The following is a 14,795-nucleotide window of genomic DNA, read 5'->3' on the forward strand; positions in this document are numbered from 1 at the left end:
AATGCAATTTTAAAGTGCATTTTGCGTTCTAGCGGAAAGCGCGATGGAAGCCACGGTCTACATCCTGCGTTGCGCGGATGGCTCTTACTACACCGGATTGACCAGGCAGCCGGTTGAAGCGCGTGTGTGGGAGCATAATGCGGGCATCCTTGATGGCTACACAAAGCCTCGTCGTCCGGTGGAGTTGGTGTTCACTGAAACCTATGACCGGATTCTCGATGCAATTGCCCGGGAGCGGCAGATCAGGGGCTGGTCTAGGACCAAGAAGGAAGCGCTGATTGCGCTTGACTATGAAGCGTTGCCGGAACTGTCACGGAGCGGTCGGGGAGATTCCAGTGCCAAGCGCCCTCGCCCTTCGACAAGCTCAGGATGAGGGCTACTTCAGCATCGCCGCACGAAGCGACTGAAGAAACACGCCAGCATCTTAACAGCCCTCATCCTGAGCTTGTCGAAGGGCGAGGGCGCCTGGCACCAGCATCTCAATAGCAATCAGGCAAACCTGCCCTCAGAGACAGACCCGGCAAAGCCCGCCCGTCACTCGAAACCGATGGCCTGCAGGGCGGTGCCGTTGCGCTTCAGCCAGTCCCTGCAGCGATCGGTTTCAGGGCAGAGCTCGCGACAGAGCTTCCAGAAGCGGGCTCCGTGGTTCATCTCTTTCAGATGCGCGACCTCATGGGCGACCAGATAGTCGATCACCAGCGGCGGGGCCATCATGATGCGCCAGGAAAAGGAGAGCGCACCGTCGGAGGTGCATGACCCCCAGCGGCTCTTCGTGTCGCGGAAGCGGATGGCGCGGGCGCGTTTGCCGATTGATGCTGTATGCTTTGCCACCAGCGCCTCGATGTCGCGCTTGGCCTCGCGCTTCAGGAGATCGGCGACCCGGCGCGGCAGGCGTTCCCCATCACCCGGTACAATGAGCACAGGGACACCTTCCTCAGTGACAAGCCGCGCGGCACCCCGACCCGCAGGATCGTGCACGATGAGATGCGGCACACCACGCACAGGGATCTTGATGCCCGGCCGGACCAGAGGACGCTCAGGAAGTTTTCTCAGCTTTTCCTCAAGCCAGCCGGTGTGGCGGTCGAGAAACTCTTCCACCTCGCGTGAGCGGGAAAGGCCCGGCGGCACTGTAACCCGCAGGCCACGCCCTCCCGGCTCGATGCGAAGGGTGAGACGCCTTGCTCTGGCATTCTCGATGATGCGCAGTGGGAGTTCCCGCCCGGCCACGCGATGCATGCGCTCTGCCGGAGGAGCCACAACCTTGAGGCCGATCATCTTGTTGAGGAAACCAAGCGCCATGGGGGAAGGATAAGCGATTCGTGGAAAAATATGCGCAAAGAAAACGGCATCTCGATGAGATGCCGTTTCAACCGTTTACCTGTTGCCCACCGGATCAGGCCTCGTCGGTCACATCGGGGACGGACTTGCCGCGTCCCGATTTGCGACCCTTGTTGCGTTCGTTCATGAAACGATCGAACTCTTCCTGATCCTTGGCCCGGCGCAGCTCGCGCATGTAATCGTCGAACTCGTCACGCATCTCGTCGAGCTTGCGGCGTTCCTCGGCGAGGCGCTCCAGCTCTTTCGTGCGCCAGTCGTCAAAGGCGACGTTGCCTGTAAACGAATGGCGTTTTGATGCACGCCGGCAGCCGGCGAAGACTTCATCGGTTTTTCGGTTCACGTCCTTCTTGAACTCCCCGAGCCGGTCACCCCACAGAATGTAGGCGAGCATGGCGAGGCCGAGCGGCCAGAACACCATGAAACCCACCACCATCAGAGCAATCGTCGCAGGCGTCCAGGCAGGACGGATAAGCGCAGAATTTGTCATGGTCACCCGTTCCTTTCCTTGAACATGCAACCCCCGGGAAGCTGCATGGTTTCGAGATGGGGGCTCAATTTTCGAGATTCAAGGAAATGATAAACGAGATTCGCGCAAACCCATGATTTTGCAGCATTTATTTGCACGTTTGTGCGCCATTCCGGCATTCCGCCTAAACGGAACGCTCGATCAAACCTTCCAGTGACCGCAAGATCAGGGCAATGTCCTGCGGCCTGGAAAGCCGGTGATCGCCATCGCCGATCAAAGACAGGGTGACGTCATCTGCCGGCAGATGCTCGGTCAGCCTCATGGCATGGGTGAAGGGCACGTCGGGATCGGCCTTGCCCTGGAGGATGTGAACCGGGCAATGCGTGTCGAGAATGCCATCGAGCACCCGGTTGCGCTCTCCGTCCTCAAACAGCGCGCGCGTATAGATGTAGGGCTCGTCGGAATATTCCGAGGGCTCCTCCATATAGCCTTGTTCTTCGAGCTGTCGGCGATTGGCAGCGGTAAGTTTCGGCTCCACCAACTCGCTGGTGAAATCGGGAGCAGGGGCCAGAAGCAGCAGGCCAGCCAGTCTTGCGCTCTCGCCGGCCCGGTTCAGTTCCTGCGCCATGCGGAGCGCGATCCAGGCCCCCATGGACGATCCGACAAGGATCTGCGGCCCTTCGGTAAAAGCCCGGAAGACACCGAGGCTCTGCTCCAGCCAAAGCGAAATCGTGCCATCCTTGAATGCGCCGCCGGATTCGCCATGACCGGAATAATCATGCCGCAAGAAAGCGTGACCCTTTTCGGCGGCCCATCCATCCAGTGCCTCGGCCTTGGTGCCGAGCATGTCGGATTTGTAGCCGCCCAGCCAGACGACGCCCGGTGCGCGGCCCTCGCGTTGCCGGTATGCGATCTGCGTATCGCCGATCGTCAGAAAGCTCGCCTTCGCCTCACTCATCAACTGTCTCCCATGCCGGAACCAATGGTCGATCACGCGCTTTCCCATTCAGGCAGAACGAGAAACGTGATTCTTTTGCCCTTATATGCTATTGACACTTCGCCTGCCGAGACGACATACGCCTCGTCTCAAAGGCAAAGCCGAAACAAGTGGTTCAACAATCAGGAGATCACGACCATTCGCAGACCATTCAAAGCGCCGCCTCAGAAAGTAGAAGGCCCGCGCGCAAACCGCGACATCCGGGTTCCCCAGATTCAGCTGATCGACGACGAAGGCAACAACCGCGGCGTTCTCGACACGGAAGAAGCCCTGCGTCTTGCCGAGGAAGCGGGTCTGGACCTGGTAGAGGTGGCTTCCAACGCCAAGCCGCCCGTTTGCAAGATCACCGATCTTGGCAAGATGAAATATCAGAGCCAGAAGAAGGCTGCCGAGGCGCGCAAGAAGCAGAAGACCATCGAGATCAAGGAGATCAAGATGCGTCCGAACATCGACACCCATGACTATGAGGTGAAGATGAAGGCCGTGCGCCGCTTCTTCGAGGCTGGCGACAAGGTCAAGCTGACGCTGCGTTTCCGCGGCCGCGAGATGGCGCATATGGAACTCGGCATGCAGCTCCTCAACCGGGTCAAGGAAGAGGTCGAGCCCATCGCAAAGGTGGAAGCCGAGCCGAAGCTCGAAGGCCGCCAGATGATGATGGTTCTGGCGCCGCGCACGACCTGATTGGCACTGCGCCCGTAAAGACGCACACCAACACGACAACAAGCCGGGGCTCGCTCCGGCTTTTTCTTTCGCAAATGCGCCGCATTCTGTCCCTAAGCGCCATTCCCTGTCAGTTTTGAAAAAGCCTGATACTGGGGCGCAACATCATCCGGGATGCGAGAATGTCGATCCACCAAATCGCGCTGGGGCAATTCCAGCGTCTGCGTATCGCGAGCTTCTGGCTCATCGCTGCACTGCTTTGCGGCTTCGTTCTCTTCTTTCACTCGGGCTGGGCGCACTATCAACCACTCGGCATCGATATCGAGGAAATCATCGAAATCACGGGGCTCGGCCTGATCGGCATCGCCATCGCGGGCCGGCTCTGGTGCACACTTTATATTGGCGGGCGCAAGGCTGCGGAACTCGTCGAGGACGGCCCCTATTCCATAACCCGAAACCCGCTCTACCTCTTTTCTACGATAGGCGCGATGGGGGTAGGTGCGCAAACCGGGAGCATGGTGGTTGCAGTGATCTGCGGCGTTCTGGCGGCCTTTATCCTCAGCATTACCACGCGCCGGGAAGAACACCACCTGCGCGAAACCTTCGGCGAGGCGTATGACGCCTACCTGGCGCGCGTGCCGGCCTTCATCCCGAACCCGAAGCTCTTCCACGATCCAAAGACACTGACCATTCTGCCCGAGCGGCTTTATGGCACGCTGCGGGACGGGCTGATCTTCTTCCTGGCCATGCCGGCCTTCGAGCTGGTGGAGTATGTCCAGGATCTCGGATTGCTGCCCATACTCTTCCGTCTCTACTGAGCCGGCGCCGCCACGCGGTCAAAACAGGAGTTGCGCAAACGGCCCGCCGCCGCTATAAGGCCGCGTTCCTGGACCGGCCGGCAGGGCATGCCGTGGCGGTCCTTAATGCTGAAATGCGCATGCGCGATACTGTGGAAGCCGATGCCAACTGGCGCGCTTTTCCGCAGACCGGCGCAGGCGAAAGAACGGAGAAGCAAAATGCCCAAGATGAAGACGAAGTCTTCTGTCAAGAAGCGGTTCAAGGTAACCGCCACCGGCAAGGTGAAAGTCGCAGCCGCTGGCAAGCGCCACGGCATGATCAAGCGTTCCAACAAGTTCATCCGCGACGCCCGCGGCACGATGGTTCTTTCCGATCCCGATACGAAGATCGTGAAGAAGTTCATGCCCTACGGCCTGTGATCGCAGGAACCCGGAACAGATTTAAGGAGATCATGTCATGGCACGCGTAAAGAGGGGCGTTACCGCCCACGCCAAGCACAAGAAGGTCATGAAAGCCGCCAAGGGTTTCTACGGCCGTCGCAAGAACACCATTCGCATCGCCAAGCAGGCGGTCGAAAAGTCGATGCAATACGCCTACCGCGATCGCAAGGCCCGCAAGCGCAATTTCCGCGCTCTGTGGATCCAGCGCATCAACGCCGGCGCACGCGAACACGGCCTGACCTATGGCCGCTTCATCGACGGCCTCAACAAGGCCGGCATCGAGATCGATCGCAAGGTGCTGGCCGACATGGCCGTGCATGAGCCGCAGGCCTTCGCCGCTCTGGTGAAGAAGTCCAAGGAAGCGCTCGTGTACCTCAAGGACACCACCCCGAATGCTTTTGAAAGCGCTGTCGCTTAAGGCTGGCGCTTCCCGAAGCAAACAGGTTTAATTCGGGAAACCCGCGCTGGCAGGGCTGGCGCGGGTTTTTCTTTGCGATGATGACCATGGACAACCAGACGAGACACGAGCAGGACGTCCTTTCGCCGGAGGCGACGGCGGCGCTGCTGCGCCTGCTCATCACCGGTGAGCATCAGCGTGTTTCATCAACCGTGCTGGATGGACATACCGTCTGGATAAAACGCTATGACGTGGAGCGGCAGCCGATCGCCCAATGGCTGCATGGGGCACTGACGCCGCTGATGCCTGCCGCCTTCCTGCGCGCCTCCCCAAGCACGAACACCGCGTCCGCCATCGAGCGTGAAGTGCGCAAGCTCGATGCCTTCCGCAAGGCAGGGCTGCCGACGGCGAAACTGCTGTTCCGCAACGACCGGGTTCTGGTGCTCTCGAATGTCGCTCCCATCGCCCAGAGCGAGCTCGATATGCTGGCGCGTCATGGCGAGGACGGCGCCCATGACGGGCTTCTGGTGCAGGCGGCGGAGGCCCTATGCAAAGCACATCACCTCGGCCTGTGCCATGGCAGACCACATCCGCGCGACATGTTCATCACCGGCGACGGCCGCTGGGGCTTTGTCGACTTCGAAGAAGAGCCCGAAGCCGCTATGCCGCTGGCGACGGCCCAGGCGCGCGATGTGTGGCTTCTGTTCCTGCAGATCTGCATGCAGGCAAAACTGATCGATACGCCGCAAAGAGCGTTCGACGCCTATTTCGCCGAGCCTCCCCGAATCGTGGCGGACGAGTTGCGACGTATCATTCGTTTTTTTGCGCCGCTCATCCCCCTTCTTGGTGCAATCGAGCACCGGGGGCTTGGCAGCGACGGCAAGCGCGTGTTGAAAGCAACACGGTTCTTGAAATCGGCTCTCGGCAACACGGTGGAGATTCCCACTGACAAGAGCCAGAACGACATCAAACCCAAAAGGGGCTACGAGGCATGAGCGAACTCGAGGAACTGGAAAAGACCATTGCCGGGCAGATCGAAGCTGCCGCCGACGAGCAGGAGATCGAGGCCGTGCGCGTCGCCACGCTCGGCAAGAAGGGCTCGGTCTCGCAGATGCTGAAGACGCTCGGCTCCATGTCTCCGGAAGAGCGGCAGGTGATGGGCCCCGCAATCAACGGGCTGAAGGCCCGCGTTACCGAAGCCCTCACGGCACGGCGCGACGCACTGCGCAATGCCGCCATCGACGCAAGGCTCGAGCGCGAAAAAGTGGATGTCACCCTGCCCGTGCGGCGGCCACCCGCCGAGCGCGGCCGCATTCATCCGATCAGCCAGGTGATTGACGAGATCACCGCCATCTTCGCCGATATGGGTTTTTCCATTGCCGAAGGGCCGGACATCGAGACCGACTATTACAATTTCACGGCGCTGAACTTCCCTGAAGGCCACCCGGCCCGCGAGATGCACGACACCTTCTTCTTCCCGCCGGATGAGAAGGGTGAGCGCAAGCTTCTGCGCACGCACACCTCGCCGGTGCAGATCCACACGATGGAGACGCAGGAACCGCCGATCCGCATCGTCATTCCCGGCAAGACCTACCGGCAGGATTCGGACGCGACCCATTCGCCCATGTTCCACCAGCTCGAAGGGCTGGTGATCGACAAGGCGGCCAATGTCGCCAATATGAAGTGGGTCTTGCAGGAGTTCTGCAAGGCGTTTTTCGAGGTGCCGCAGCTCAACATGCGCTTCCGCCCCTCCTTCTTTCCTTTCACTGAGCCGAGCCTTGAAGTGGACATCCAATGCGACCGCTCGCAGCCCGGCGAAGTGCGCTTCGGCGAGGGCAATGACTGGATGGAGATTCTCGGCTGCGGCATGGTGCACCCCAATGTGCTGCGCGCCTGCAATCTCGATCCTGACGAATATCAGGGCTTTGCCTGGGGCATGGGCATCGACCGCATCGCCACGCTGAAATACGGCATGCCGGACCTGCGCGACTATTTCGACGCCGATGTGCGCTGGATCGAGCATTACGGCTTCCGCCCGCTGGACCTGCCGACGCTGTTCGGCGGATTGAGCGCCTAAGGAGATAGATCAATGAAATTCACGCTCTCCTGGCTCAAGGAGCACCTTGAGACTGACGCCACGCTCGACGAGATCGTCGAAAAGCTCACCATGATCGGCCTCGAGGTCGAGGAGGTGGACGACAAGGCATCGCTGAAACCCTTCGTGATCGCAAAGGTTCTGACTGCTGAGCAGCATCCCGATGCCGACCGGCTGCGCGTGCTTTCCGTCGACGCGGGCGACGGCAAGCCGGTGCAGGTGGTTTGCGGTGCGCCCAATGCACGGGCCGGCCTCGTCGGCGCGTTTGCAGCGCCCGGCACCTATGTGCCCGGCATCGACGTCACACTCTCGGTCGGCAAGATCCGCGGCGTGGAAAGCCATGGCATGATGTGCTCGGAACGCGAGTTGCAGATGTCGGATGAGCATGACGGCATCATCGACCTGCCCGAAGACGCCCCTGTCGGCACCTCCTTCGCGAGCTGGGCGAAGCTCGACGATCCGGTGATCGAGATCGGCCTGACGCCGAACCGGCCAGACTGCACCGGCGTTCACGGCATTGCGCGCGATCTTGCGGCGGCGGGCCTTGGCACCCTGAAAAATGCACCCATCGCCCCAGTGGCGGGCAAGGGCGCATGCCCTGTCGACCTGACCATCGAAGCGCCGGAGCTCTGCCCCGGTTTCGCGCTGCGGCTCGTGCGCGGTGTGGAGAACGGCACCTCGCCCAAATGGATGCAGCAGCGCCTGACGGCCATCGGCCTGCGCCCGATCAATGCGCTGGTCGACATCACCAACTATGTGACCTTCGACCGGGGCCGCCCGCTCCACGTCTTTGATGCCGCCAAGGTGAAAGGCAATCTCACCGTACGCCGCGCCAAGGATGGCGAGACCGTTCAGGCGCTCGACGAGCGCGAATACAAGCTGACGCCGGAAATGTGCGTCATTGCCGACGAAAACGGCGTTGAGTCCATTGCCGGCATCATGGGTGGCGAGCATTCGGGCTGCGATGAGAACACCACGGATGTGCTGATCGAATCCGCCCTATGGGATGCGATGAACATTGCCCGCACGGGCCGCGACCTCGGCATCATCACCGATGCGCGCTATCGCTTCGAGCGTGGCGTCGACCCGGAGATGATGGAACCCGGCCTTGAGCTTGCCACGCAGCTCGTTCTCGACCTGTGCGGCGGCGAGCCGACCGAAAGCCGCGTGGTTGGATACAAAGGCTATGAGCCACGCAGCATCACCTTCCCGGTAAACGAGGTGAAGCGCCTGACCGGCCTTGAGGTTTCAAGCACTGAGAGCAAAGACATTCTCAACCGCCTCGGCTTCACCTCCACCGGCGATGGCGAGGTGCTGGACGTGTCCGTGCCGTCCTGGCGTCCGGACGTCGACGGCAAGGCCGATCTGGTGGAAGAGGTGATGCGCATTCACGGTGTCAACGAAATCGCGCCGCAGCCCCTGCCCTCCCCTGGCGCGGTCAACGGCCAGATCCTCACCGTGTTGCAGAACCGCACCCGCCAGGCGCGGCGCGCTCTGGCCGTGCGCGGCATGTTGGAGGCGGTCACCTGGACCTTCATCGACGAGACCCAGGCAAAGCTGTTCGGCGGCGGGAACGCTTCCCTCAAGCTTTCCAACCCGATTGCCGCTTCCATGTCGGACATGCGCCCCTCATTGCTGCCGGGCCTTATCGCAGCCGCCCAGCGCAACGCCGCGCGTGGCTATGCCGATGTGGCGTTGTTCGAGGTGTCGAGCACCTATGAGAACGACAGCTATGAAGGCCAGCGCCGCGTGGCCGGCGGCATTCGGCGCGGCACAGCGGTGATGGACGGCGCGGGACGGCACTGGTCGGGCAACAGCGCCTCCGTCAGCGTGTTCGATGCCAAGGCCGATGCGCTGGCGGCCCTTGAGGCGGCCGGCGCGCCGGTGGACAAGCTGCAAATCGTGGCGGGCGGCCCCGACTGGTATCACCCCGGTCGCTCGGGAACGATCCGTCTTGGGCCGAAAATCGTGTTCGCCGCATTCGGCGAAATCCACCCACGCACGCTGGAAGCGCTGGATGCCGAAGGACCGATCTGCGGTTTCGAGGTGTTTCTCGACGCGATCCCCGAGCCGAAGGCAAAGGCCACACGCACCAAGCCACGTTTGGAGCTTTCGCCCTTCCAGCTCGTGCGCCGCGACTTTGCGTTCGTTGTCGATAAGGCTGTGGAAGCTGCAACCATCGAGCGCGCGGCACTGGCGGCCGACAAGAAGCTCGTCACCGGTGTGCGCGTCTTCGACATTTTCGAGGGTGCTTCGCTTGGCGAGGACAAGAAGTCCGTTGCCATCGAAGTCTCGATCCAGCCGCGCGACAAGACGCTGACGGATGAAGAGCTCGAAGCCATCGCCGGCCGTATCGTCGCCAATGTCGGCAAGCAGACCGGCGGCACGCTGCGGGGGTAGGTTCGTTCAGCGCCGCCCTTTCGGCAACTGCTTAGCTTCGCGGACGAGTGCAGCAATGTGCTCGTCCGCTTTCTTGTGGCGCTCAATCTTTTGTTGTTTGGAAAACCGCTCCAATTCCGCGCGCGCATGATCCTTTGCGCCTTCCGCGCTCACACTGCCGCCCGATCGCAGGACGGCCCGGCCAAGGTTTGCGAGCTGTTGGTCGAGAAGCCGCGTTGCATCCTCCATGACAACCAATCGGCCCAGCTTGGCCTGATCATCGAAAATATCCAGAAGGATCGTGGTCAGGCGGTTGAGCTCACTGATTTCGGCCTCGGCAAGATAATTCTTGGAGACGGTCACGTCCCGTTTGCGGATCGTGTCTCCCGGCCAGCTTTGCAACCCCATATTCTCGAGGCGATGATCAGCGCGCGCCATCACCACTTCCGACGGTGTCTGCGAAACAACCGCATGGATCAGCTTGGCCTGCGTTTTCTGAAAGAAGCTCTGCGCTGTTGCGGCGCTGCCATCATAGTCCTGACAGAGTGCGCAAATGGCTTGCAGTTCACGATAGACGTTGGCCTCATCCGAGCGAATGTCGCGGATGATCTCCCGCAATTCGGCGATGCGGTCGCGCTCCTGCTTGAGACGCGCTGAATCCACCACAAAGCCGCTGCGCGCAAACTGAACGAGAATCCCGGTTGCCCAGCGCCGGAAAAGGGTCGCCTGCGCGGAGGAGACGCGGTAGCCAACCGAAATGATCATGTCGAGGCTGTAAAGGAGTGGCGGCCGACCTGTACTTGTGTGCATTTTTTGCACAGAAGTCTCTTCGTCGAGTTCTCCTTCCTCCAAAATGTTTGCAATATGTTTGGTGATGACGCTTCGCTCACGCCCAAAAAGCCGCGCAATCTGTTCCTGCGTCATCCAGAGCGTTTCGCTCTCATAGCGAATGTCGAGCCGCAGCCCCTTTTCACCATCGTAGATCAGAAACCGGTCTCCGGTTTCCGCATCTTCTACAAGATGGACGGGTTCATCCGCTGTCATGCGCCTCTCCAGGGGTTTCCAGAACATTAGCAGAACAAACTGGCGCGCGAAACCGTGCCGGTTTTCTATCCCCGGCATAGAGCGGATCACCGTTTCATGGAAACGCTGCTCCGCTCAATCCTTCACCCTCTTCCCGCATTTGTGCGGACGTCAGGTGATTCCACCTGACGGCAAAATGCTCTATGTGTTTGCCTGCGCAAAACAGGAGGAAAGTGCATGTTCCGTTGGGGCGTTCTTTCGACGGCCAGGATTGGTCGCGAGCAGGTTATTCCGCAGATTCAGGATTCGGAAAATGGCGTCGTCACGGCGATCGCCAGCCGTGATTCGTCGAAGGCGCAGGCCGTGGCGAACCGCTTCGGTATCCCCAACGTGTTTTCTTCCTACGACGCACTCCTCGCCTCGCCCGATGTGGATGGCGTCTATATTCCCTTGCCGACCTCCGACCATGTTGCCTGGGCGATCAAGGCGGCGGATGCCGGCAAGCATGTTCTGGTGGAAAAGCCGCTGGCGCTCGACGCCAAGGACATTGCCCGCGTGATCGAGGCGCGCGACCGCAACAATGTCGTCGTGTCGGAAGCCTTCATGGTCACCTATCACCCGCAATGGCACAAGGTGCGCGACCTGATTGCTGAAGGCGCCATCGGGCGGCTGCGGCATGTGCAGGGCGTGTTCTGCTATCACAATGTCGATCCCGACAACATGCGCAACAAGCCGGAGCTTGGCGGCGGCGGCCTGCCGGACATCGGCGTTTATCCGACAGTGACCACGCGCTTCGCCACCTGTCTGGAGCCCGAGCGCGTGCAGGCGGTTGTGGAGCGCGACCCCACCTTCGGCACCGACATCTATTCAAGCGTCAAGGCCGATTTCGGAACGTTCGAACTCAGCTTCTACGTGTCGACGCAGATGGCGCTGCGCCAGAGCATGGTGTTTCACGGCGACAGGGGCTTCATCGAGGTCAATGCGCCCTTCAACACCCCGGACTATGGCGACACGCGCCTGACGGTCTTCAGCGCCGATCACAACAGTGCCAACGTCTACCGTTTCCCACGCGCACGCCAGTATCGCTTGCAGGCGGAGGCCATCGTACGGGCGGCACAGGGCGACACGGATGCAACGGTCTTCACACTTGAAGATTCGGTCAAGAACCAGAAGCTGATCGATGCGATCTTCCGTGCCGGCGCGCATGACGGCTGGGAAATCGTTTAGGGACCAGCATCCGTTCAAACGGGTCCGCCGCGCTTTCTTGCAAAAAAGATGTGGCGGCCTATGCGCCCAAGCTTTTGAAGACGCCGCGCCCATCCCGGGCGTACATAGCTGGCATGGTAATGCGTAGCCGTGCCCAAGGCATGCAGATCGGCATCGGCCAGGGCCGCTTCCCGAGCGCAGTCGGCAACGCATCTTTGAATGGCCGCAGCAATCTCCCGGGCGCGTCTCCAGGGCTTCTCCTCCCTCGGAAGAAGCGCCACGCCGGTGCATGTGAAGGAGAACTGGCAGCGATAGGGCCTGTGTGCGTTCTGAAACACCACTCCACATATGGTGTTTGGAAAGGATTTCGAACGAACCCGGTTCACAATGACCATGGCAACCGCCTTCTGACCGTCTACGGGTTCGCCACGCGCCTCGTGATAAACCGCTGCTGAAAGGCAGGTCATCTCAGCCTCTCTGATAAAGGACGGTAGCACGGGATTGAATGTGGAGCGCTGATGCGAATGGGATTCCTCACCGATCAGCTCGGTTATCGTCCTGAAAGTAGAGGGGAAAATCGTGTCAGGCTCCCAAGCCGGGATCGACTGAAGTAGAGATGAAGCGTACAATCCCCCGAACAAAAGACTTTCTGCAAACATTGAGACTCCTGTGAATACCATTTCGGTACCACCGCCCCTCAGGCCCCTGTTGCAGACCACTCTCACAACCTATGCGTGAAGACAAATTGGCTTTGCTTCAAATCCGGATAGGAAGGTTTACCTTTCGTCAGGGAGACGCCCCCGGGAAGCACTTCTGCGGAAAACGGGATGGGTTCGACCAAAATCGAGGCAAATCCCGCCTTGCGTTGCAAAAATAGCGTTCTTATATACGCCCCGAAGCTGTTCGGCGCGTTTCGTCCAGGGATGCTGCCGCAGCAAATTCGTGTGAACAGGGGCTGTCATCTGGAACGCCGGAATGGGTCCTGACAGTCTGCTTAGCGGAGAGAAGACATGGCTAAAGTAATCGGTATCGACCTCGGAACAACCAATTCCTGCGTTGCTGTCATGGACGGCAAGGACGCCAAGGTTATTGAGAATGCGGAAGGTGCACGCACCACGCCGTCCATCGTGGCCTTCACGGATTCGGATGAGCGTCTGGTTGGTCAGCCGGCGAAGCGTCAGGCGGTGACCAACCCGGAAAACACCCTCTTTGCAATCAAGCGCCTGATCGGCCGCCGCTTCTCCGACCCCACGGTCGAGAAAGACAAGAAGCTGGTGCCCTACAAGATCGTCAAGGCCGACAATGGCGATGCCTGGGTCGAGGCGCACGGCAAGACCTACTCGCCCTCGCAGATCTCTGCGATGACGCTGCAGAAGATGAAGGAAACGGCTGAATCCTATCTCGGCGAGAAGGTCGAGAAGGCGGTCATCACCGTTCCTGCATACTTCAACGACGCCCAGCGCCAGGCCACCAAGGACGCCGGCAAGATCGCCGGTCTCGAAGTGCTGCGCATCATCAACGAGCCGACCGCTGCCGCGCTCGCCTACGGCCTCGACAAGAAAGACGGTAAAACCATCGCCGTCTACGATCTTGGCGGCGGCACGTTCGACATCTCGATCCTCGAGATCGGCGACGGTGTGTTCGAGGTGAAGTCCACCAATGGCGACACCTTCCTCGGCGGTGAAGACTTCGACATGCGTCTGGTCGAGTATCTGGCCTCCGAGTTCAAGAAGGAGCAGGGCATCGACCTGCAGCAGGACAAGCTCGCCCTGCAGCGCCTCAAAGAGGCTGCCGAGAAAGCCAAGATCGAGCTGTCCTCCGCCTCGCAGACCGAGATCAACCTGCCGTTCATCACCGCTGACCAGTCGGGTCCCAAGCACCTGACGATGAAGCTGACGCGTGCCAAGTTCGAGAGCCTTGTCGAAGATCTCGTCAAGCGCACCGTCGAGCCCTGCAAGGCCGCCCTCAAGGATGCCGGTCTGAACGCCGGCGAGATCGACGAAGTGGTTCTGGTCGGCGGCATGACGCGCATGCCCAAGGTCCAGGAGACCGTGAAGAGCTTCTTCGGCAAAGAGCCGCACAAGGGCGTGAACCCGGACGAAGTGGTCGCCATGGGTGCTGCCATTCAGGCCGGCGTTCTGCAGGGTGACGTGAAAGACGTTCTGCTGCTCGACGTGACCCCGCTTTCGCTGGGCATCGAGACGCTGGGCGGTGTCTTCACCCGCCTGATCGATCGCAACACGACGATCCCGACCAAGAAGAGCCAGGTTTTCTCGACCGCAGAAGACAATCAGAGCGCCGTGACCATCAACGTGTTCCAGGGTGAGCGCGAAATGGCTGCGGACAACAAGAGCCTCGGCCGCTTCGACCTGACCGGTCTTCCGCCAGCACCGCGCGGCGTACCGCAGATCGAAGTCACGTTCGACATCGACGCCAACGGCATCGTGAATGTCTCGGCCAAGGACAAGGGCACCGGCAAGGAGCAGGCGATCCGCATCCAGGCATCCGGCGGTCTTAGCGACGAAGAAATCGAGAAGATGGTGAAGGACGCCGAGTCCAACGCCGAGGCCGACAAGAAGCGTCGCGAGGCTGTGGAGGCGAAGAACCAGGCGGAAGCCCTGATCCACTCGACCGAGAAGTCCCTCAGCGAGTATGGCGACAAGGTCTCCGAAGAGGAGAAGAAGGCCATCGAGGACGCGCTCGCCGCGCTGAAAACCGCTGCCGAAGGCGACGATGCCGAAGACATCAAGGCGAAGACCAACGCGCTCGCCGAGGCATCCATGAAGCTTGGCCAGGCCATGTATGAGGCAAGCCAGGCAGAAGCGGCCGAATCCGATGCGGCTGCCGACGCAAAGGCTGCAGGCGATGATGTCGTGGATGCCGATTTCGAGGAAATCGACGAGGACGACAAGAAGTCGGCCTGAACGCCCTGACAGAACGACCAGGAAAGCCCGGGATTTGCGTCCCGGGCTTTTTCATATCTTCTTAAACCTCCT

The 14,795-nt window shown here is 60.5% G+C and carries 15 protein-coding genes; 10 read left to right on the plus strand and 5 right to left on the minus strand.

All coding sequences use genetic code 11. From position 1 onward, the window contains the following. The first annotated feature begins 43 nt into the window (after positions 1–43). Positions 44–373: a GIY-YIG nuclease family protein gene (locus H7H48_RS12340; protein ID WP_229449379.1), complete on the plus strand. Its 330-nt coding sequence runs from the start codon at positions 44–46 to the stop codon at positions 371–373. A 161-nt stretch (positions 374–534) separates the two neighbouring features. On the opposite strand, the gene H7H48_RS12345 is transcribed toward H7H48_RS12340, so the two are convergent. The 3 genes from H7H48_RS12345 to H7H48_RS12355 form a co-directional block, all read right to left on the minus strand. Continuing rightward, entirely contained in the window at positions 535–1,299 is a 765-nt protein-coding gene (locus H7H48_RS12345; RefSeq protein ID WP_229449380.1) for a M48 family metallopeptidase, read from the minus strand. A gap of 94 nt (positions 1,300–1,393) precedes the next feature. After that, positions 1,394–1,825: a DUF2852 domain-containing protein gene (locus tag H7H48_RS12350; RefSeq protein ID WP_229449381.1), complete on the minus strand. Its 432-nt coding sequence runs from the start codon at positions 1,823–1,825 to the stop codon at positions 1,394–1,396. A 163-nt stretch (positions 1,826–1,988) separates the two neighbouring features. Further along, complete coding sequence (locus H7H48_RS12355; RefSeq protein ID WP_229449382.1) at positions 1,989–2,762, minus strand: carboxylesterase; 774 nt, start codon at positions 2,760–2,762, stop codon at positions 1,989–1,991. A 177-nt stretch (positions 2,763–2,939) separates the two neighbouring features. Here H7H48_RS12355 and infC point away from each other — a divergent pair, with 177 nt between their 5' ends. The 7 genes from infC to pheT all read left to right on the plus strand — a co-directional run bounded on the left by infC (position 2,940) and on the right by pheT (position 9,591). After that, positions 2,940–3,482 (plus strand): translation initiation factor IF-3, encoded by a 543-nt coding sequence (infC, locus tag H7H48_RS12360; protein ID WP_229450069.1) that lies wholly within the window; start codon positions 2,940–2,942, stop codon positions 3,480–3,482. Positions 3,483–3,643: 161 nt separating this feature from the next. Beyond that, entirely contained in the window at positions 3,644–4,279 is a 636-nt protein-coding gene (locus tag H7H48_RS12365; protein ID WP_229449383.1) for an isoprenylcysteine carboxylmethyltransferase family protein, read from the plus strand. A gap of 198 nt (positions 4,280–4,477) precedes the next feature. Further along, complete coding sequence (gene rpmI, locus H7H48_RS12370) at positions 4,478–4,678, plus strand: 50S ribosomal protein L35 (protein WP_007009054.1); 201 nt, start codon at positions 4,478–4,480, stop codon at positions 4,676–4,678. A gap of 37 nt (positions 4,679–4,715) precedes the next feature. Beyond that, positions 4,716–5,117, plus strand: coding sequence for a 50S ribosomal protein L20 (gene rplT, locus H7H48_RS12375; protein ID WP_007009055.1), 402 nt, complete (start codon positions 4,716–4,718; stop codon positions 5,115–5,117). An 86-nt stretch (positions 5,118–5,203) separates the two neighbouring features. Continuing rightward, on the plus strand, positions 5,204–6,091 hold the full coding sequence (locus H7H48_RS12380; protein ID WP_229449384.1) for a serine/threonine protein phosphatase: 888 nt from the start codon (positions 5,204–5,206) through the stop codon (positions 6,089–6,091). Beyond that, positions 6,088–7,173, plus strand: a complete 1,086-nt coding sequence (gene pheS, locus H7H48_RS12385) for a phenylalanine--tRNA ligase subunit alpha (RefSeq protein ID WP_229449385.1) — start codon at positions 6,088–6,090, stop codon at positions 7,171–7,173. The genes H7H48_RS12380 and pheS overlap by 4 nt, the downstream gene beginning before the upstream one ends. A gap of 12 nt (positions 7,174–7,185) precedes the next feature. Then, positions 7,186–9,591 carry a phenylalanine--tRNA ligase subunit beta gene (gene pheT / locus H7H48_RS12390; RefSeq protein ID WP_229449386.1) on the plus strand — a complete coding sequence of 802 codons (2,406 nt, stop codon included), beginning with the start codon at positions 7,186–7,188 and terminating at the stop codon, positions 9,589–9,591. A gap of 6 nt (positions 9,592–9,597) precedes the next feature. On the opposite strand, the gene rhuM is transcribed toward pheT, so the two are convergent. Beyond that, positions 9,598–10,614 carry a RhuM family protein gene (gene rhuM / locus H7H48_RS12395; protein WP_229449387.1) on the minus strand — a complete coding sequence of 339 codons (1,017 nt, stop codon included), beginning with the start codon at positions 10,612–10,614 and terminating at the stop codon, positions 9,598–9,600. Positions 10,615–10,830: 216 nt separating this feature from the next. On the opposite strand from rhuM, the gene H7H48_RS12400 reads away from it, so the two are divergent. Then, a complete protein-coding gene (locus tag H7H48_RS12400; protein ID WP_229449388.1) occupies positions 10,831–11,820 on the plus strand; it encodes a Gfo/Idh/MocA family protein in 990 nt (329 codons plus the stop codon). A gap of 14 nt (positions 11,821–11,834) precedes the next feature. Here H7H48_RS12400 and H7H48_RS12405 read toward each other — a convergent pair whose 3' ends face one another. After that, positions 11,835–12,458, minus strand: a complete 624-nt coding sequence (locus H7H48_RS12405; protein WP_229449389.1) for a cell wall hydrolase — start codon at positions 12,456–12,458, stop codon at positions 11,835–11,837. Positions 12,459–12,809: 351 nt separating this feature from the next. Between H7H48_RS12405 and dnaK the strand changes: the two genes are divergently transcribed. Then, positions 12,810–14,723, plus strand: coding sequence for a molecular chaperone DnaK (gene dnaK / locus H7H48_RS12410; protein ID WP_229449390.1), 1,914 nt, complete (start codon positions 12,810–12,812; stop codon positions 14,721–14,723). Positions 14,724–14,795 lie beyond the last annotated feature (72 nt).

The organism is Nitratireductor sp. B36 (assembly GCF_020833685.1).
In the GTDB taxonomy this organism is placed as follows: domain Bacteria; phylum Pseudomonadota; class Alphaproteobacteria; order Rhizobiales; family Rhizobiaceae; genus Nitratireductor.